We start from the raw sequence: 18450 nt of genomic DNA on the forward strand, positions 1-18450 counted from the left end.
AGTGGATCGATGGCCGTGCGCCGTAAATGAAGAGTGCTCCTCTTTCCTGATATTGCCTTGCACTGGAATTGATGGCCTTGCCCCAATAGCTGGGTTTTACTTGGCCAACAGTTCCAGTGTGCTACTGGGTCGCCAAAGCCTCTGACTGCATTTCGAAGGGGTGCTGCTGACTTGCCTAACCAGCAGTCTTGATTTCATTGAGCGCGGATTGAGGCCTTGAATAGTACAAGGCCTGCCCCCAACATCAAGCCCAACACGAATCCTGCAGCAATAAATGCCGCAGCGCCTGGCGTGCTTGCGTGCATGGGAACATAGGTCGGACCCATCGCTTTCGTTGGATAGCTACGCAGCGGTCCCAACGCCTCATGATTGGAGGCAACCTGCTGCTGCAATTCGAGGACTTGCGCATTGATCAGCGAGGCCGTATTGGATGCCAGAACGTCGCGCGCGGTCGCGCTTGCTACGGCTCCCGAGGTTGCCGACGACTTCAGCGTCTCGCCGATGCGGGCGTAGTCGCGTTGCACAGTGGCGAGCTTGTCTTGGGCGACTGCTTCATTCCTTCGCATGTCGCTCATAGCTTGGTCAAACAGCAGTTGATGCTGCACCGAAAAAGTCTTCAGGGCTGCTTCCAGCGTAGCCGTCGCAGCTTCTCGGGAATAGCCAGAAACCTCGACATTGATCAAATTTGGGCTTCTACCGGCCATTGCCTTCAATGATTTGAAGAACAAATCGGAATCCCTGTTGCCAGTGTCTGGGTTCGGCAGGCCAAGGTCGTGGAGTACTTGGAGCCGGAAGCTTGGCAGATTGTAACGCTCGATTGCCGTCAGTTGGTTTTCAAGTGGCTGCGATACCAGCGAACCCTTGGCATCTGGGGTGGACACCTGGCCAAGCTGAATCGCCATTTTGGCGACCCAGTGAGGATGGGTAACCTGGGAGGCAAGCAGTCCTAGCAATGCGCCAATGAAACCCACCAAAAGTATGACTTTGAATGACTTCGTCAGAAGGTGTGTCGGGTCCAGGGTGGGGGTCTGCACATCTGTGCGTGTGATGGACATATGTCGTGTTAGCGTGGAAACCAACAAATTGTAGCGTTTCTCAATCCCTACCCGGGGGGGGGGCTGTCAAGAACTCTCGATTTATGTCAGCACAGCATTGCATTCCAGTCTCCGGCAATCTGTTCCATTGAGAACAGTTTGGCCTTTTCGCCGGCTGCCCGCGCTAACTTGTCTGTCTCGACACTGTTTGAAATCAGGTCGAGCAGGGCGTTGGCAAGCGCCAAATGATCGTCAACGGCGACCATAATGGCATTGCGCTTGTCTTCTAGCAATTCAAGCGGCCCCGTCTCACAAGCCGTTGAGACAATCGGCAGACCAAACGCCATGGCTTCGATCAACACCAATCCAAAACCTTCGTAGCGTGAAGAGAGGCAAAAGATCGAAGCTTGTTCGTAGGCTCTTGTGATATCGGAGAAGGCGCCGGGCAGCGCAACGTTGGTGCGTAGACCGAGTTGGTCACGCAGCGCTTCCAGAGCACTGCGTTCCGGACCTTCGCCTACGATCATCAGCTTCCAGTCCGGTATACATTGCACGACGAGCGCCCAGGCGTTCAACAAGACATCGAATCCTTTGGCGTGCACCAATCGGCCGACTGCCAATACAGTCTTGCTTGTTCTGAGCGCTGGCTGCGCAGGCAAGGCGAAGGGCAGCGGATTGGGAATGCAGACAACCGAACCGCCTGGCGTCAGGGCTTCCAGCCATCGCTTGCGGTCGCGCTCAGTGAGCACAACGATATCTGTGCAGTAACGCGCGGCAAGGCGGCGAGCCCACTTGCGCGCACGCCGGCCCAGATCTTCGTCAAAGTGGCAATGTTCCCAGGCAATGTGCCGCACGCCCAGCCCCAGTGCTGCTGGTAGCGCAAAGAGCGAAAGCATCGTGTCGACTTGCACCAGAACGTCGATCCGATGCGCTTTGAGATGCCGCCGGATGCCCGCGACGGTTGCCATGTAACCGCGCTTGAATGACGGGCGTTCCGTAAAGAGTGCTTCGTGCCGGATGGCAGGGTGCAGCGCAAAGCAACTGGACGGGTCCCAAAGACTGAGAATGGTGACCGCATAGCCTTGCTCCGCCAGTGCGTTGGCGATCGTGGCCGTCATACGCTCGGCGCCTGCCAATGCATTGAGCGTACCGGTGAGGAAGCACAGCGTGGGCTTTACTTGCGTCATGCGTTGACTCTGTAAGCTGCTGGTTCATCATTGCGATAGCGCTTCCAGACGGCCAACCCAAACAAAACGGAAAGCAGGTTGGCGGTCGCGTAGCCCAGGATGGCCCCATAGGTCCCGAAGCGCGGAATGGCCACGGCATCCACGATCAAGGTGGCAATGAGCGCCAGCCCCCATTTGATAGCGACCAGACGTGGCTGTCGCAGATGAATTGGCAGAAGCGTGAGGGCAACATCAGCAAACAGCAGCGCAGATGCAAGAGCGGCAAGTTGCAGCAAGTTGACGGCGCGCGCGAATGCAGCACCGTAGAGAAGTTGGACAACCCAATGCGCGCTGAGTGCGATAAGCACACCGCCGATGACACCGATGCCAGCCATGCCGCCGGCAATCCGAAGTACATTTTGGCGGGCCTGCTTCAAAGTAGGTTGGGCGTAGACATAGACCGGCGCCAGCCCGGCAGAAAGAATGGTGGCCAGCATCACGAAGTTGTCGAGAATCTGCATCGAAGCAGCATAGGCGCCAAGGTCGGTCAATGGTACGAACGGCTTGAGCAGCAACTGGTCGACGCGGCGCGAGGCCATCATGCACATGAAGCTGACCCAGAAGAGCGCACCGCTGGAAAGCAGATCGCGAGTGAGTTGTGGGTCGTGCGCGGTACGCTCGCGTGGCGCGCGGGCCAGATAGAAGGCAGCAAGCAGTGCAGCCAGCGTGACCGCCTCCACCGAAAACACCACCGCGTACGCAGGCACGTTACGTATGCCAAGCGCAAACAGGATAGAAATCCCGCCTACTTTGACCGTCAGAGACGCGACATTGAACAGCGTGTTCGGCCGGGTCGTGGTGTGTGCCTGCATCCAGGCCGTGACAATGCCAAACGGTTCGCGCAGCAGGATCGCAATGCCTAGGATGAGCGCAGGAAGCCAAAAGTCGATCGACTGTTGGGTAACAACCAGGAACACGCACATCAGCATATAACCAAACACGCCAGCCGCGAACCGCAGCCCGAATGCATGGATCAGCAGTCGATGTTGCGCGAGGGGCTCTGGGTTCGCCACCAACCGGGGGATGACAACCTCGGCGCCGCAGAGCAACGCAACAGACGCCGCCACATAGACAACCGCTTGCGCATACTGGAAATGCGCGAACCCTTCTGGCCCGAGGCCGCGCGCCAGCATGGCGACGATGCCTATACCGGCACCGATCTGCAGACCGCGTTCAGCAAGCATCCACGCCAGATTGCTGGCGACATTGAACTGCCTCATCTCGCGGCCTCCGTGGAGCCCGCGTGTTCCGCCGTGATGAGGCGGGCGTAACAGTCCAGCCATTGGAGGGCGATGGCCTCCAGACTGAAGTTGGAGACAATGCGCGCGCGTCGTGCAGCTTGCACGTCTGCGTTGCCATGGCCGGCGTCAAGTGCACGGCGCATGGCAGCTGCAAGCGCTGCGGAATCGCCTCGTTGCACGATTTCGCCGCACTCGCCCATTAGCTCAGCCACCCCGGCGGCATCGGTGGCGACCACTGGCAATTCGCAAGCGAGCGCCTCGCCAAGTGCGAGCGGCATGCCCTCAATGTCAGAAGACAACACGAATAGGTCGGCTGCGTTCAGCAGAGCGGGGATATCTTGACGAGCCCCAATCAGATGAATTTGCTTCGTCAGTTGATGGTTTCGGATGCGCTGTTCGAGCACGCCTCGAAGTGGGCCCTCTCCGACGATAAGCAGGCGTGCGTCCAGATCGGGTGTCAACTGGGCAAATGCATCAATCAGGGTGTCTTGTGCTTTTTCCTTGACTAGGCGCCCGACGTTGATCAGGAGGCGTGTTCGCTCTTGCACTCCGAGCGCCGCCCTAGTGCGTAGCCTCTGGTCAGCATTCGGGCGAAACTGCGCGGTGTCGATGCCATTGGGCATGACCCTTATCCTTGATGCCGGGGCCGCCCCCGCCGCGATCATGGCTTGCCGGCCCTGAGGGCTGACGTGCGTCGTGAGCTGGCTCCAGCGGTCGGTCAGTCGATAGGCCAGCATGCGCAGACGACCGCCTTCGCGCGCACTGTGTGCGGTGCAGATGACCGGCGGCGCTGCGCTGCTGATTGCGCCAAGCATGCGGCCAAACAGGTTGGCGTGAATCATGTGGGCGTGAATGATGTCCGGTTGCCACTGGCGGATGAAAGCTCGTAGCCGCCACAGGGCCCGTGCCATCGATTGTGGCGACTTGCGCATCTCCAGCGGCAAGACTGTGATCGAGTCGTGGAGCGCCACATCCTGTCCTGGTGCAAGGCTTGCGACTGCGACTGCGTGTCCAAGCGCCGTAAACTGCCGAGCCAGGGCCGCGACTTGCTGTTCGGCGCCACCCAGCTTGAGACCCGTCGTCAGCAGCAGAATGCGCATGGGTGAGGGGGATGCAAGACGACTCGGCATGCTCACCGAGCCCCGTATCCCGTCAGCAGTGTCCGTAACGTTTTGACCGCGATCAACAGGTCGAGGGCGAGGGAACAGTGCTTGACGTAGTAGAGGTCATAGCTGAGCTTTGTGACGGTTTCCTCGTGCGTACCAACATAGCCTTGCTGGACCTGAGCCCAACCCGACAGACCGGGCCGCAACAGATGACGGTACGGATAGTAGGGGATGGTTCGCTCAAATTCCTCCACCATCGGCGCTTGCTCCGGGCGTGGGCCAATCAGGCTCATATGGCCCATCAACACGTTCCACAACTGTGGAATCTCGTCGAGTCGATATTTGCGGATAACACGGCCCACACGGGTTACACGCGGATCTTGCCGCGCGGCGAACTGGGCGGGCGCACTGGCGTCGAACCCCATACTACGGAACTTCAGCATGGTGAACGGCTTGCCGTATAGGCCGATGCGCTCCTGGCGGAACAATGCGGGTCCCGGCGTTTCAATCCGAATAGTCAAGGCAACGACGAGGCCCAACGGTAGAGCCATGGGGGCCAGAGACAGCACCGCCGCAATGTCGATCAGGCGTTTCGAGAACCGATAGAAGTAGTGGGCGGCGTGATCGTCGAAGAAGTTCTCGTCAATATGGGCCAGTGCAACGCGACCGGTCAGCATTTCCCCCACGCGTTCCACCGAGTACATGCGTACGTGACTGAGCTTGAACTGGGCTAGGGCGCGCGTACGCTCCGGGTCGGCGGTGGCGTTGCGGTCGAGCATCAGGCCGTCGCAATGCACGGCCTCGGCCAACGAGCTAATGGCGCGCAGGCGCGTTGGGCCGGCCGGCGCTGCGCCGGGCATGGCGAGCATTTGTTCTAATTGCCTCAATGCTGTGGCATCGGTGTAACCAAACACCGGGACGTAGTTTCGCACGTAGCGTTGGTAGCCGAACCAGATCCATATCAGCGTTGTGAAGTATGCAAGCAGCAACGCACCGCGCGAATATTCGAGATGAAAGGCTGCAAACGCGAAGAGTAATGCGACGAAAGGCAGCGTAGTTGCGAGCCCGACGAGACTGTTGCCCTCCAGGGCGGGGAGGTGGAGCGAACGATGCAGCAACAAGAAGGCTGTCAGATACGCCAAGATGGCCCATATCAGGGTAGCGGTGAAAACGTGCGTAACCCAGCCTGCCCGCCGTGCAAGTTCCGCCAGCACGATATTGAGCCCAAAGAACACGAGCCCAAACAAAGCCCAAGCCAGCATCCGGCTGGCTCGACGAATGGTTTCGGAGCCTTGCGCGCGGAATGGCCGGGTAGGATGTCCGGCGCCGGTGCTCTTATTCATTGCGCGCTTGCTTTGAGGGATGTTGCCGAGGATGTGCTTGCTTCTTGTCCGCCAAGACCCGCTGATAAACCTGCCATGTGGCGTTGGCCATCGGTGCAACACCAAAGTGGCGTTCCCAGCGCTCCCGGGCGCAGTTCCCCAGGGTTTCCCGCTGTTCGCGGTTGCCTGCTAGCCCAGCCAACACTGAGGCCCATAGTTGCTCGTCGCTGCCTGGTATGAGGCATCCGCAGCCGCCATCGGCGAGTTGCTCGCGAATGCCAGGGAGGTCACTGGCGATAACGGGTAGGCGTGCGCGCATGGCTTCCAGCACGGATATCGGGAAACCCTCATGGTCTGACGCCAGCGCAAAAATCTGCGCGGACGCAAGCAGAGCGGGGATATCGGTCACTCCCCCATAGAGCCGGACTCGTCCTGGCGCCAGCGTGTCAGCAAGCGCTTGCAGCGAGGCTAATTGAGGTCCCTCTCCTGCAAGAATCAGCTCGCAATCTGGTAGTGCAGCCCGTGCAAAGGCTCGGATGAGCGTATCGGCACGTTTGGGCGCTCGCAAGCGTGCCACCATGACGACTCTGCGTACGGGCGCGCCGGGCGTGGCAAGGTGGGTGCTGTCTGCAATGCCGTTATGAATCACCTGAACACGGGCGGGCGAAATGGGCAGAGTCTCCGCCATTGCGAGCTCGGCCTGTGCGACACAAATCATGCGTGCAGTCAACGGCGCCAGCAACCACTCAATCAGGCGTGCAACGATCCGCTGGCGCGCTGGTGCTGCCGCCTTGAAGGCAAACCCGTGAACTGTGTAGACGACTGGAATGCCAAGTAACCAGCCCGCCACTCGACCTAGTGCACTAGCCTTGGCGCTATGCGCGTGAATCAGGTCGGGGCGGGTGGCGCGCAGAGCGCCAATAAGTTGCTTGAATGCTGCCAGCGCTCGCCATGGCGATAGCGTGTTATCCAAGAGCGATAGTTGTACGGTTTTTGCACCGCTTGCTTGCGCGCTCGTGAATAGCGGACCCTCGCCTCCGGCGAGCACTACTGCATCGATGCGATCACGCAATCCATTCAGCAGGTCGGCAACATGTGTTTGTGCCCCTCCGATTTCTGCATTAGTGATCAGATAGGCTATGCGAGGAGGAGGCGACAAAGGAGGGGGCACAGGGCAAATGGGGCTTTCCAGACCTGCATAGGAAGACCTAGGGGTTTCTGACTTAGTCAGCAGGGGTAACTCGTAATTATATGACTCTGCGCGCGTATAGAGCTGACTGACCTCGGCCATTGTGCAGACCACCTCGGTGTGGCGTACCGACCGTTTACAATGACGCCAATTCGATTTCCTCATGGATCACGCCATGCACAGCATCAACCCCACCATCTTTAAAGCCTACGACATCCGCGGCATCGTCGGAAAAACCGTCGATGCTGACATCGCACGCCTGATCGGCCGTGCCTTCGGCTCCGCAGCGCGCGCCAAGGGCGAATCCGCCGTCGTTATCGGCCGCGACGGTCGCCTGTCCGGCCCTGAGCTGCTGGCAGCGCTGGCAGACGGCCTGCGCGCAAGCGGCGTCGATGTGATCGATCTCGGCCTCGTGGCCACGCCGATGGTCTACTTCGGCACGAACATCGAACTGGCCGGGCGTCGCGCCACGTCGGGCGTGATGGTCACGGGCAGCCACAATCCGCCGGACTACAACGGCTTCAAGATGGTGCTCGCAGGCCAGGCCATCTATGGCGACCAAATCCAAGCGCTGCGCACGCGCATCGAGCAGAGTGATTTCACTGAGGGCGCAGGCGACTACGTTCAAGTGGATATCCGCCAACAGTACATCGACCGAATCGTCTCGGACGTCAAGCTGAGCCGCCCGATGAAGATTGCGGTGGACTGTGGTAACGGCGTGGCAGGTGCTTTTGCGCCAGAGCTGTTCCGCGCGATGGGTTGCGAGGTGACGGAGCTGTTCTGCGAGGTGGATGGCCATTTCCCGAACCACCATCCGGACCCGGCCCACGTCGAGAACCTGCAGGACCTCGTGCGCACGCTGCAAACGACCGACTGCGAACTTGGCCTCGCCTTCGACGGCGATGGCGACCGCTTGGGCGTGGTGACCAAGGACGGCCAAGTCATCTTCCCTGACCGCCAGTTGATGCTTTTCGCGCAGGAAGTCCTGTCGCGCAACCCGGGCGGCGAGATCATCTTCGATGTGAAGTGCACGGGCAAGCTGGCGCCGTTTATTCGTGAGCACGGCGGCAAGGCGACGATGTGGAAGACCGGCCATTCGCTGGTCAAGGCCAAGCTGAAGGAAACGGGCGCACCGCTGGCCGGCGAGATGAGCGGTCACATCTTCTTCAAGGACCGCTGGTACGGCTTTGACGATGGGCTTTACACGGGCGCGCGCCTGCTGGAGATCGTCTCGCGCTTGGCGGATCCAAGCGCCACGCTCAACGCGCTGCCGAATTCGCACTGCACGCCTGAGCTGCAACTGAAGTGTGCAGAGGGTGAGTCCTTCGAGCTGCTCGACAAGATCAAGGCCAACGCCACGTTTGCAGGCGCTAAGGAAGTCAATCGCATCGATGGCGTGCGCGTGGAATACGAAGATGGCTTTGGTCTGGCGCGCCCGTCCAACACCACGCCGGTGGTGGTGATGCGTTTCGAGGCCGACAACGATGCCGCGATGGCGCGCATCCAGGGCGAATTCCGCCGCGTGATCCTGGCCGAGAAGCCGGACGCGCAACTGCCGTTCTGATCGCACGGTCCGCGCTCATGAAGTTGGGGGAAAGGGTGACGGCATGCGTGTGCTGATCGTCAAGGTATCGTCGCTTGGCGATGTGGTGCATTGCACGCCGGTCGTGGCCGATATTCTGCGGGCCTATCCGGATGCCGAGATCGACTGGGTGGTTGAAGAAGGCTTCGCGGGTATTGTCCGCATCGTGCGCGGCGTGCAGGGTGTGATTCCGTTTGCGCTGCGGCGTTGGCGCAAGTCGCTTGGTTCCGGGAAAACGTGGACCGAGATGGCGGCGTTCCGTCGCGCGTTGCGTGCCAAGTCGTATGACGCGGTGCTTGACACGCAGGGGCTCATCAAGACCGCGCTGATTGCCGCGCAGGCCAAATTGGCGCCGAACGGGTTTGTTGCCGGACTTGGCAATCGCACGGACGGTGCCGGTTACGAACCGCTCGCCAAGCTCTTCTATCAACGCAAGGTTGAGATGGAGCCGCGCGTGCACGTGGTTGAGCGCTCGCGCCGCATGGTGGCGGAGGCACTCGGTTACGAGCTGCCCGATACCATCGATTTCGGTTTGCAGCCGCCGGCCGACTTGCCGTTCAAACTTCCGCGTCCGTACGTGGCGCTGGTGCATGCGACTTCGCGTGCCGACAAGGGGTGGCCGCAGACGGCGTGGGTTGATGTCGCACGTGAGTTGCTGGCGCGTGACTACGCCATCGCCCTGCCGTGGGGAAGCGAGTCCGAGCGGCGCACGAGTGAATCCATCCGCGAAGCCATCGTCGCTGCAGCGCCGGGAATGGTGGGGCGCGTGGTGATTCCGCCGCGCATGTCGCTGCCGGATGTGACGGCGTTTCTTGATCAGGCGACTGCGGTGGTAGGTGTAGACACCGGTCTTGTACACATTGCTGCAGCGCTGTGCAAGCCGACGGTGGCGCTCTACAACTTCACCACGTCGTGGCGCACGGGCGGTTATTGGACGCCCAATGTGCACGACCTCGGCAGCGCCGAGGCCCATCCCACCAGCGCGCAAGCGCTTGATGCGCTGCGTGCGCTGGGTGTGCTCTGATGCTGCGTATTCTGTATCGCTGGTTGTGGCGCATCGCGCTGCCGTTCGCGCTGCTGCGCCTGTGGTGGCGGGGCCGCAAGGAGCCCGGTTATCGCCAGCACGTGGGCGAGCGGCTTGGCTTCTATCCGCCACGCCCGAATCCGGATCGTCCGTTGCTGTGGGTGCATGCCGTATCCGTTGGTGAGACGCGTGCCGCGCAGCCGCTCATCGACGCGCTGCTCGCGCGCTTTCCCCATCACGCCGTCCTGCTGACCCACATGACGCCCACGGGCCGCCGCACCGGCGCCGAATTTGCGGCGCAACGCAACGGCCGCGTCATCCAGGCCTACCTGCCGTACGACTTGCCGAGTGCGGTCGACCGGTTCCTGCGCCATTTCCAGCCGCGCCTTGGCTTGCTGATGGAGACCGAGATCTGGCCGGTGCTGATTGAGCGCGCCTATGCGGCTGGCGTGCCGATGGTGCTCGTCAACGGACGCCTGTCTGCCCGCAGCCATCGGCGTACCGCGCGCCTTGGCGATGCAGCGCGCCAGACGTACGCGCAACTCGCTGCAGTGCTGGCGCAGACGCCTGACGATGCTGATCGCTACCGCTCCCTCGGCGTGCCGCGCGTGCGCGTAACCGGCAACCTGAAGTTCGACATCACACCGCATGTGGACCAGATCATGGCTGGCCGCGTGCTGCAGGATGCGCTACGTGGTCGATCGGCATGGGTGGCGGCCAGCACGCGTGAGGGCGAAGAGGCGTTGCTGGTAGACGCTTGGCAAGCGCACCGCGCGCAGCATGTGGGGCGCCGGCATGCCTTGCTGATTCTCGTGCCGCGTCATCCCCAGCGTTTTGATGAAGTCGCCCAGGCGGCCGAACGTGCAGGTTTGCGCGTCGTGCGTCGCAGCGCACTGTCGGTGTCTGCGGCTGGCGTTGCGGACGCCGATGCACTTGCAGATGCAGACGTCCTGCTCGGGGACTCAATGGGCGAGATGGCGTTGTATTACGCGGCCGGGGAAGTGGCGTTTATCGGGGGCAGCTTGCTTCCGCTTGGCGGGCAGAATTTGATCGAGGCCTGCGCAGTCGGCACGCCCGTGGTCATCGGTCCGCACACATTCAACTTTGCCCAGGCGACACGCGATGCAGTGGCCGCGGGTGCCTGTAAGCAGGTGCAGGACGCTGCTGCGGTGATACGTGTGATCGACGCTTGGCTGTCCGATGCCGATGCGCGCGAAGCCGCATCGCGCGCCGCGCTGGCCTTTGCCGCCACACACGGCGGCGCGACGGCGCGCACGGTGGAAGCGGTGGCGTCCCTGGTCTTGCCGACGCTGTAACGTAGGACACGTTCGGCACGAAAAGTGCGAACTCATGGCGAGCCGCGCAGACTAACGGCTCTTCATGTGGTTTGCATTCCATCATCGTTTACGACCCGCTCATGTCTCAACCGAATCGTCCCAAGCCGAGCCTGCTGCAAACGCCGCGCCGCGTGGTGCTGACCGCCATGGCGTTGGCCGCAGTAACCGCCGCCACCATCATCGGTGCCGGATGCATGACGCCAACGCCTTCATCCGCGCCCGCTGCGGCGGCCCCCGTAGCCGCGTCAGCGCCGGCCGCTCAAACCAAACAAACACCCGCTAGCGCAGCGCCCAATCCGGGCCAGGCGACGCTCGCGCAAGCGCAGGGCGAAGGCCGCTCGCGTTTCGTGCTCGTGCGTTGGCAAGAGTCGGGCGCCGCGCCCAAGGAATTGCCTTCCGCCGAGGGCGACGACGCCGACCCGGCGGCGCAACCGATCTCAATCGAATTCAGTGGTGGCCTGGAGGCGGCCAACGGTGTGGTGTCCGGCTACTCGGGCTGCAATCGGTTCTCGGGGCCGTACGAGAAGCTCGCTTCGGGCATGCGCTTCGGCAACCTGGTGTCGACGCGCATGGCGTGCGACCCGGCGCGTATGGAACTGGAGACCGCGTTCCTGGAGGCGCTCAAATCGCCCCTGGCGACCGTCGGTATGCAGCCCTCGGCCAACGGCAAGCAGGGCCGCCAAGTCATCTGGAAGACCACGGGCGGCGCGTTGCTGCAGTTTGCCGAGCGGCCGCTGCCGCCGCGCGGCCAGACACACTAATCAGCGTTTGGCCGATTTGCCGGCACGTTTCGCCAGCTCGGGTTTGGCGCTTGCCGGTGGCAATGCGGTGATATCGCTCGAACCGTTGGCCGTGAGCAGCGTGTTCACCTGGATCACGTCTGCCTCACTCAACGAGCCGGCGGCAGATTTCAGCCGTAGCCCGTTGACGATGGTGTCGTAACGCGCGCGTGCCAGATCGCGCCGCGCCTGAAAGAGCTGCGCCTGCGAATTCAGCACGTCGGTGCCGATGCGCACGCCCACCCCGTAGGCGAGCTGGTTGGAGTCGTACGCTGTGCGCGCCGACAACTCGGCCGCTTCCAACGCTTTGACCTGCGCCAGCCCTGCGATTACGCCGATGTACGCTTGCCGCGCGCCCTGCTCGGCAGAGCGGCGGGCAAATTCGAGGTCGTTTGCGGCCTTGGTTTCCAACGCAATGTTTTCACGTACGCGTGACTGGATCGCACCGCCCGCAAAGATCGGAATCGACACCTGCACGCCAATCTGTGAACTGTCAAAGCGCGCACCGCCCGGCAGCGAGGGCAGGTATTGGTTGCCGCTGGCATTGGTGTGGCCGGTCTGCGCCACCAGATCGACCGAGGGCAGATGGCCTGCGGTCGCCTTCTTCACATCGCGCTCTGCGCTTTGCAGGTTGTACTGCGCCAGTGCGACTTGCAGGTTGCTGCTGCGCGCTTGGTTCACCCAAGGCTCTGCTGAAGCCGGTTCAGGCTGAGGGATCGTGACGCCCGGACGCACGCCGGCCAGCGTGCCAACGGGCTCCCCGATGATCTGCTTGAGTGCCGATTGTTTGATCTCAAAGTCGCTGCGTGCGGCGATGACGCTGGCGTCGATGGCATCGCGGCGGGCCTGTGCGTCGTTTGCGTCGGTGATGTTGGCGTTGCCGACATCGAAGTTGCGTCGCGCTTGTTCGTACTGCTGCTGGATCGCATCGCGCTGCGCGGTGGCGAGCTGCAACGTGTCCTGGGCGTTGAGCACGTCAAAGTAGGCCTGCGCCGTACGCGTGATGAGATCGAGCTGCGCTTGCGCCAGCGAGGCCTCGGCGGCCTGCGCGGCAATTTCGCCTTGCTTGTAGGTTTCCCAGCGGTCCCAGCGGAAAAGCGGCTGCGATAGCGACAGCGTCCAGCCTGTCGACGAGAACGTCTTGTTGAATTCGGCCGGAGCGGTTTGATCGAAGATAACGCGCGTGGAACTCCAGGCGCCGCCAATCTGCGGTAGCAAACCGGCACGACCTTGCGTGAGCTTCTCGCGTTGCGCGAGCGACTGCGCACGGGCCGATGCGAATTGCGGATCGTTGGCCAGCGCGGCGCGGTAAGCGGAGAGGAGGTCGGTCGCAGCCGGCGTGTTCGGTTGGGACTGCGCCCACGCGAACATCGGCATCATCGAACAGCACAGCACAACAAGCGAACCGCGCGCGGCCATCCGCGTACGGCTACTGCGAGCAACAGTCATAAAGCCCCCGAGCGAGGAAAACGTTCGGAAGGCAGCGCGGGCGCGTCAGGGCCTGTTCAGGGTCCGTCGATGGTGAACAGGTTTTTGCCCGGCGGCGGCTTCCCCAATCAGTACGTCGCCATCTGCGGATCCACCTGGTTAGCCCAGGCATGGACGCCGCCTTGCAGGTTGTAGACACGCGCGGCATCAAAGCCACCCTGCGTGATCAGATACTGCGCAACCTGCGCGCTGCGTCCGCCGTGGTGGCAGATGCAGACGATGTCTTGGTCAGCATTCAGCTCGCTGGCACGCGCCGGGATCTGGTCCATCGGAATGTGCGTAATGCCGGGAATGGCACAGATTTCCAACTCCTCCATCCAGCGCACGTCGAGCAGGACGGGCTTCGCGCGCGATGCGTCGGCGAGCCATTGAGCGAGGGCGGTGGGAGCGAGCTGTTGCATGATGATTGGGGAGCCGAGGTGGATCAGAAGCGGAAGAGCGACGGTGCGGGAACGCCCACCAGCGGCGTCACGTAGGTCTCGAACAGGTTGCGCGTCTGATATTCGGTGTTGGAGATGCGCGTGATCAGCTGTGCTTCCATGACCGGCGCGCCGCCCACGAAGATCGACAGGCGACCACCCACCTTGAGCTGCTTGAGCAGCGCTTCCGGCACGGCAGGCACCGAGCCCGATACGCAGATGACGTCATAGAGGCCATCGCCCCAGCCTTGTGCGCCGCTGGCTTCGATTACGTCGACGTTGGTTACGCTATTGCGCGAGAGATTGTCGCGGGCAAAGGAGACGAGCTCCGGCACGATGTCGAGCGTGGTGACCTGGCGGCCGCGATGGGCGAGCAGGGCGGCCATGTAGCCGGAGCCTGCACCCACTTCCAGCACGTCTTCATGCTTGCGCACAGCCAGTTCTTGCAGGACGCGGGCTTCCACGCGCGGAGCCAGCATGTTCTGGCCGCCGGCCAGCGGGATTTCCATGTCGACGAAGGCCAACGCGCGGTAGGCCTCCGGCACGTAGTGTTCGCGCTTGACGACGCTGAGCAGGTCGAGAACGTCGGTATCGAGCACGTCCCAAGGACGGATTTGCTGCTCGATCATGTTGAACCGGGATTTTTCGATGTCCATGGGCATGCCTTCCACGCGGAGCGAGTGATGCAAATGAGGGTTTGACGACAAACCCGGCATTTTAGCAAGTCCGGAGGACAATCCGGCAGACATTGTCATGACGCGGCGCCTTCATCGGGGGTGCCAGGACCCTCCGGCAATGTGCGCCACGGTTGCGCGGTGAGGGCGGGCGGCGGCGGAATCACTGCGCCTGTCACTGGATTGCGCAGCACACCGTGCAGCAGCAGCGACACCACATGGGCGATGAACGCCTTGGGTTCCAGCTCCCGGTGCGAGCACGGGCCGAATGAGTGCTTCCACATCATGAGGAAGATCATCGGCGCGACCATGGTCAGCGTGGTGAGGTCGATGTTGACGTCGCGGAATTCACCGCGGGCCATGCCGCGTTCGAGGATGTGCGCGAACAGGCGGTCGCAGCGTTCGATGACTTCTTCGTGGTAGTACTGCGCCAAGTCGGGAAAGTTGCCCGATTCAGCCATCAGCAGCTTGGTTAGGCCCGACGCCGGCGATTCGCCGATCAGTTCCCACCAGCCCATCAGAATCTCGTGCAGCAGCGCTTCGCTGGTGCCGTCAAAGCTGTCGATCAGGGCTTCGCCTTCAGCGAGAGCGGGCACCAGGTTTTCCTGCACGACTGCCTTGAACAGCTCTTCCTTGTTGGCGAAATACAGGTAGACCGTGCCCTTGGATACTCCGGCGGCCGACGCCACGTCTTCCAGCCGGGTGGCCGCATAGCCGCGCGCCACGAACAGGTTCAGCGCGGCGGCGACCAGTTCTTGGGGGCGGGCCTCTTTGCGGCGGGTCCAGCGTTTGGAGGAAGACTCGGAATCTTGATCAGTCACGGCGGTAGGGCGTGGTCAGTGCGCACGGTCACTGACTCATAGATAACTTACTTTCCGGTCATTAATGTACGCATGCCGCAAGGGTGGGTCAAGCGGCATCGGCATTGTCAATCAGACTGGGCCTCGATTGTGCTGGTGCACAATAGCGGTTTCCGCCCCGATTTCGTTGACTCGGACAGCATGGACTGTCGACCTCACTGCGGCGCGTGCTGCATCGCGCCTTCCATCTCCAGCCCCATTCCTGGCATGCCGAACGGCAAGCCGGCCGGCGTGCGCTGCGCGCAACTGGATGAGGCCAACGGTTGTCGTATCTTCGGCCAGCCGGAACGTCCGGCGGTGTGCGGCAGCCTGCAGCCAGAGCCCGACATGTGCGGCGGCTCGGCCACGCACGCCATGCACTTTTTGACCCGACTTGAAATCGCTACCGCAGCGCACTGATTTGTCATGACCGATTCCACGAAACCTGCTGCCCGCTCCAACCGCGTCCGCTGGTGGGCGGGTGCGGCCGCTGTTGCAGCCGCCATTGCCGTCACGCTTGTGGCTTGCATGCCGACTGGCTGGACCGGCGACGGCTACACCTTTTCCCGCGGCCAGATGCAAGATGCCCTGGCGCGCAAGTTTCCGTTCCAGCGGCGCTTTCTCGGCTTCTTTGACGTGACGTTGTCCAACCCGCAGGTGTCGCTTGACCCCGCGCGCAATCGCATCGCCATCCAGGCGGACGCTGTGGTGCAGAGCGGTCTGTTCCGCCAGCCGCTGACGGGGCCGCTGGCCGTCTCCAGCGGCATGCATTACGACTCGCCCACGCATTCGATTCGCCTGGATCAGCCCAGCGTCGATCGCTTCGATTTGCAGAACGTGCCCGGCGGCATCGGCCCGCAGATCAGTTCGATCGGTTCGTTGATTGCCGGCCAACTGCTCAGCGACTACGCCGTCTACACGTTCAAGCCCGAACAGCTGAAAGTGGCTGGCATTGCCGTAGAGCCCGGTACAATCACGGTTTTGCCCGAAGGCGTGCACGTTCAGGCCAAGCGGCCCTGAGTCCTGCTGCGCGCCCAGCGCTTCATTTTCTTTTCCCTCTTTGCTTACTGCATGGATATCGCACTCGCCATCAAAGCGCTGATTCTCGGCATCGTCGAAGGCCTGACCGAGTTCCTCCCCATTTCCAGCACCGGCCATCTGATCCTCGCTGGCCAACTGCTCGACTTCAATGACGAGAAGGGCAAGATCTTTGAGATCGTGATCCAGTTCGGCGCCATCCTGGCGGTGTGCTGGGAGTTCCGTCACAAGATCATCGACGTGATCAAGGGGCTGCCGAATGACCCGCGCCAGCAGCGTTTTGCGATCAACGTGATCGTGGCGACGATTCCTGCGATCACGCTTGCGCTGATCTTCGGCAAGGCGATCAAGGCGCATCTGTTCAACCCGATCGTGGTGGCGTCGGCGTTCATCCTCGGGGGCTTCGTGATTCTGTGGGCCGAATGGCGCGAACGTCATCGCGGCGAGACGCACGACCCGCGCGCCAATGCACTGCTCGAAGCCGCCAAGGCTGGCGCGCCACGCATTGAAACGCTGGATGACCTGCGCATCTCCGATGCCATCAAGGTGGGCTTCGCGCAGTGCTTCGCGCTGATTCCGGGCACGTCGCGTTCGGGCTCGACCATCATCGGCGGTCTGCTGTTCGGGCTGTCGCGCAAGGTGGCCACGGAGTTCTCGTTCTTCCTGGCGATTCCTGTGATTTTTGGCGCGACGGTGTACGAGCTGTACAAATCGCGCGCGCTGCTGTCGGCCGACGATCTGTCCATCTTCGCGGTCGGTTTTGTGGCCGCATTCATCTCGGCGTTCTTCTGTGTGCGCTGGCTGCTGAAGTTCATTGCCACGCATGATTTCCGCGGCTTTGCTTGGTACCGGATCATCTTCGGGGTCATCGTTCTGGTGACGGCTTATACGCACCTCATCGCCTGGCAAGCCTAAGCCACCGGCGAGCATTTCCCTTCCTCGGTGCGAGGCTTTCGCACCGTCTGCACGATCGGGCGGATTCGGACACACTGGCGGTTTCTTCCGTCAGCCGCTGATTGCCGAATCTCCCGATCATGAGTGCTCTCTTCCAGCCTTTCTCCTTGCGCGGTCTCACGCTTGAGAACCGCATCGTCATCTCGCCGATGTGCCAGTACTCGGCCGACAACGGCCAGGCTACGGCATGGCATCACACACACCTGGGCGGTCTGTCGCTTTCAGGTGCCGGGTTGCTGATGATCGAGGCGACCGCGGTGTCGCCAGAAGGGCGCATCACCAATGGCTGCCTGGGTTTGTGGGACGACGCGACTGAAGCCGCGCTGGAACGCACGCTTGCCGCCATTCGCCAGAACGCGCTGGTGCCGATCGGCATGCAGATCGCGCACGCGGGCCGCAAGGCTTCGAGCGCCCGCCCCTGGGAGGGCGGCGCCTTGTTGGCACTCGATGCCGGCGGCTGGGAGACGATGGGTCCGTCCGCGTTGCCGCAGCGCCCGGAAGAGCGCGCCCCGCGCGAGATGTCCGATGCGGACCTCGCCCGCGTGCGCGATCAGTTTGTCGACACCGCACGCCGCGCTGTGCGGCTTGGCCTATCGGCCATCGAGCTGCACGCCGCACATGGCTACCTGCTGCACGAATTCCTGTCGCCGATCGCCAATCAGCGCACCGATACCTACGGCGGTTCGCGTGAGAACCGCATGCGTTATCCGCTGGAGATTTTTGACGCGGTGCGCGCCGTGGTGCCGGACAACATTCCGGTTGGCGTGCGCGTGTCGGCCACCGATTGGGTGGAGGGCGGTTGGACGCCGGAAGATTCGGTGGTATTTGCGCAGGCGCTTCGTGCGCGCGGCTGCGATTGGATCGATGCGTCGTCAGGCGGTGTGTCGCCGCTGCAGCAGATTCCGCTCTCGATAGGCTATCAGGTGCCGTTTGCCGAGAAGATCCGCCACGAAGCGGACATCCCCTCCATCGCCGTTGGCCTCATCAACGAGGCGCATGAGGCGGAGGCCATCGTTGCGCAAGGGCGTGCGGATTTGGTGGCCGTCGGCCGGGCCTTCCTCTACAACCCGCACTGGGCCTGGTCTGCAGCCGCTGAACTGGGCGCGACGGTCAAGGCGCCGCCGCAATACTGGCGCGCTTTCCCGCGCCACGCCAAGAACCTCTTCGGCGACACGCATTTCGGCGCACGCTAACGCGG

At 62.2% G+C, this 18450-nt stretch carries 18 protein-coding genes; 8 read left to right on the forward strand and 10 right to left on the reverse strand.

Annotated features, from left to right (window positions below):
* Positions 1-194 precede the first annotated feature (194 nt).
* The 6 genes from NKG59_RS09730 to NKG59_RS09755 form a co-directional block, all read right to left on the reverse strand.
* Positions 195-1055, reverse strand: a complete 861-nt coding sequence (locus tag NKG59_RS09730) for a hypothetical protein (protein WP_253536560.1) — start codon at positions 1053-1055, stop codon at positions 195-197.
* 86 nt (positions 1056-1141) lie between these two features.
* Positions 1142-2221 (reverse strand): glycosyltransferase family 4 protein, encoded by a 1080-nt coding sequence (locus NKG59_RS09735; RefSeq protein ID WP_253536561.1) that lies wholly within the window; start codon positions 2219-2221, stop codon positions 1142-1144.
* Complete coding sequence (locus NKG59_RS09740) at positions 2218-3480, reverse strand: lipopolysaccharide biosynthesis protein (protein ID WP_253536562.1); 1263 nt, start codon at positions 3478-3480, stop codon at positions 2218-2220. Before NKG59_RS09740 ends, NKG59_RS09735 begins: the two co-directional genes overlap by 4 nt.
* Positions 3477-4601 carry a glycosyltransferase gene (locus tag NKG59_RS09745; protein WP_253536563.1) on the reverse strand — a complete coding sequence of 375 codons (1125 nt, stop codon included), beginning with the start codon at positions 4599-4601 and terminating at the stop codon, positions 3477-3479. Before NKG59_RS09745 ends, NKG59_RS09740 begins: the two co-directional genes overlap by 4 nt.
* A 32-nt stretch (positions 4602-4633) precedes the next feature.
* A complete protein-coding gene (locus tag NKG59_RS09750; RefSeq protein WP_253536564.1) occupies positions 4634-5950 on the reverse strand; it encodes a sugar transferase in 1317 nt (438 codons plus the stop codon).
* A complete protein-coding gene (locus NKG59_RS09755) occupies positions 5943-7283 on the reverse strand; it encodes a glycosyltransferase family 4 protein (RefSeq protein ID WP_253536565.1) in 1341 nt (446 codons plus the stop codon). The genes NKG59_RS09750 and NKG59_RS09755 overlap by 8 nt, the downstream gene beginning before the upstream one ends.
* Before the next feature lie 10 nt (positions 7284-7293).
* Here NKG59_RS09755 and NKG59_RS09760 point away from each other — a divergent pair, with 10 nt between their 5' ends.
* From NKG59_RS09760 to NKG59_RS09775, 4 genes are all read left to right on the forward strand, one after another.
* Positions 7294-8682 (forward strand): phosphomannomutase/phosphoglucomutase, encoded by a 1389-nt coding sequence (locus tag NKG59_RS09760; RefSeq protein ID WP_253536566.1) that lies wholly within the window; start codon positions 7294-7296, stop codon positions 8680-8682.
* A gap of 43 nt (positions 8683-8725) precedes the next feature.
* Complete coding sequence (waaC, locus tag NKG59_RS09765; RefSeq protein WP_253536567.1) at positions 8726-9724, forward strand: lipopolysaccharide heptosyltransferase I; 999 nt, start codon at positions 8726-8728, stop codon at positions 9722-9724.
* A complete protein-coding gene (gene waaA, locus NKG59_RS09770; protein WP_253536568.1) occupies positions 9724-11040 on the forward strand; it encodes a lipid IV(A) 3-deoxy-D-manno-octulosonic acid transferase in 1317 nt (438 codons plus the stop codon). The genes waaC and waaA overlap by 1 nt, the downstream gene beginning before the upstream one ends.
* A 101-nt stretch (positions 11041-11141) precedes the next feature.
* A complete protein-coding gene (locus NKG59_RS09775) occupies positions 11142-11822 on the forward strand; it encodes an META domain-containing protein (protein ID WP_253536569.1) in 681 nt (226 codons plus the stop codon).
* On the opposite strand, the gene NKG59_RS09780 is transcribed toward NKG59_RS09775, so the two are convergent.
* The 4 genes from NKG59_RS09780 to NKG59_RS09795 all read right to left on the reverse strand — a co-directional run bounded on the left by NKG59_RS09780 (position 11823) and on the right by NKG59_RS09795 (position 15242).
* Entirely contained in the window at positions 11823-13259 is a 1437-nt protein-coding gene (locus tag NKG59_RS09780; RefSeq protein WP_253536570.1) for a TolC family outer membrane protein, read from the reverse strand.
* Between the two features lie 137 nt (positions 13260-13396).
* A complete protein-coding gene (locus NKG59_RS09785) occupies positions 13397-13729 on the reverse strand; it encodes a rhodanese-like domain-containing protein (RefSeq protein ID WP_253536571.1) in 333 nt (110 codons plus the stop codon).
* 23 nt (positions 13730-13752) lie between these two features.
* On the reverse strand, positions 13753-14403 hold the full coding sequence (locus tag NKG59_RS09790) for a protein-L-isoaspartate O-methyltransferase family protein (RefSeq protein ID WP_253536572.1): 651 nt from the start codon (positions 14401-14403) through the stop codon (positions 13753-13755).
* Between the two features lie 95 nt (positions 14404-14498).
* Positions 14499-15242, reverse strand: coding sequence for a TetR/AcrR family transcriptional regulator (locus NKG59_RS09795; protein WP_253536573.1), 744 nt, complete (start codon positions 15240-15242; stop codon positions 14499-14501).
* 180 nt (positions 15243-15422) lie between these two features.
* On the opposite strand from NKG59_RS09795, the gene NKG59_RS09800 reads away from it, so the two are divergent.
* The 4 genes from NKG59_RS09800 (at position 15423) to NKG59_RS09815 (ending at position 18445) form a co-directional block, all read left to right on the forward strand.
* Positions 15423-15680 (forward strand): YkgJ family cysteine cluster protein, encoded by a 258-nt coding sequence (locus NKG59_RS09800; RefSeq protein ID WP_082076075.1) that lies wholly within the window; start codon positions 15423-15425, stop codon positions 15678-15680.
* Positions 15681-15686: 6 nt separating this feature from the next.
* Positions 15687-16280, forward strand: coding sequence for a DUF1439 domain-containing protein (locus NKG59_RS09805; RefSeq protein WP_045204616.1), 594 nt, complete (start codon positions 15687-15689; stop codon positions 16278-16280).
* 51 nt (positions 16281-16331) lie between these two features.
* A complete protein-coding gene (locus tag NKG59_RS09810; RefSeq protein WP_004629568.1) occupies positions 16332-17213 on the forward strand; it encodes an undecaprenyl-diphosphate phosphatase in 882 nt (293 codons plus the stop codon).
* Between the two features lie 119 nt (positions 17214-17332).
* The gene (locus NKG59_RS09815) at positions 17333-18445 is read left to right on the forward strand and encodes an NADH:flavin oxidoreductase/NADH oxidase (protein WP_253536574.1); all 1113 of its coding nucleotides are present in this window, start codon (positions 17333-17335) and stop codon (positions 18443-18445) included.
* Positions 18446-18450: the final 5 nt, after the last annotated feature.

Source organism: Ralstonia chuxiongensis (genome assembly GCF_024158925.1).
GTDB lineage: Bacteria > Pseudomonadota > Gammaproteobacteria > Burkholderiales > Burkholderiaceae > Ralstonia > Ralstonia chuxiongensis.

Coding starts and splice junctions, on each gene's coding strand:
- NKG59_RS09730 (WP_253536560.1), bottom strand. CDS start 1,055: ATGTCCATCACACGCACAGATGTGCAGACCCCCACCCTGGACCCGACA.
- NKG59_RS09735 (WP_253536561.1), bottom strand. CDS start 2,221: ATGACGCAAGTAAAGCCCACGCTGTGCTTCCTCACCGGTACGCTCAAT.
- NKG59_RS09740 (WP_253536562.1), bottom strand. CDS start 3,480: ATGAGGCAGTTCAATGTCGCCAGCAATCTGGCGTGGATGCTTGCTGAA.
- NKG59_RS09745 (WP_253536563.1), bottom strand. CDS start 4,601: ATGCGCATTCTGCTGCTGACGACGGGTCTCAAGCTGGGTGGCGCCGAA.
- NKG59_RS09750 (WP_253536564.1), bottom strand. CDS start 5,950: ATGAATAAGAGCACCGGCGCCGGACATCCTACCCGGCCATTCCGCGCG.
- NKG59_RS09755 (WP_253536565.1), bottom strand. CDS start 7,283: ATGAGGAAATCGAATTGGCGTCATTGTAAACGGTCGGTACGCCACACC.
- NKG59_RS09760 (WP_253536566.1), top strand. CDS start 7,294: ATGCACAGCATCAACCCCACCATCTTTAAAGCCTACGACATCCGCGGC.
- waaC (WP_253536567.1), top strand. CDS start 8,726: ATGCGTGTGCTGATCGTCAAGGTATCGTCGCTTGGCGATGTGGTGCAT.
- waaA (WP_253536568.1), top strand. CDS start 9,724: ATGCTGCGTATTCTGTATCGCTGGTTGTGGCGCATCGCGCTGCCGTTC.
- NKG59_RS09775 (WP_253536569.1), top strand. CDS start 11,142: ATGTCTCAACCGAATCGTCCCAAGCCGAGCCTGCTGCAAACGCCGCGC.
- NKG59_RS09780 (WP_253536570.1), bottom strand. CDS start 13,259: ATGGCCGCGCGCGGTTCGCTTGTTGTGCTGTGCTGTTCGATGATGCCG.
- NKG59_RS09785 (WP_253536571.1), bottom strand. CDS start 13,729: ATGCAACAGCTCGCTCCCACCGCCCTCGCTCAATGGCTCGCCGACGCA.
- NKG59_RS09790 (WP_253536572.1), bottom strand. CDS start 14,403: ATGGACATCGAAAAATCCCGGTTCAACATGATCGAGCAGCAAATCCGT.
- NKG59_RS09800 (WP_082076075.1), top strand. CDS start 15,423: ATGGACTGTCGACCTCACTGCGGCGCGTGCTGCATCGCGCCTTCCATC.
- NKG59_RS09805 (WP_045204616.1), top strand. CDS start 15,687: ATGACCGATTCCACGAAACCTGCTGCCCGCTCCAACCGCGTCCGCTGG.
- NKG59_RS09810 (WP_004629568.1), top strand. CDS start 16,332: ATGGATATCGCACTCGCCATCAAAGCGCTGATTCTCGGCATCGTCGAA.
- NKG59_RS09815 (WP_253536574.1), top strand. CDS start 17,333: ATGAGTGCTCTCTTCCAGCCTTTCTCCTTGCGCGGTCTCACGCTTGAG.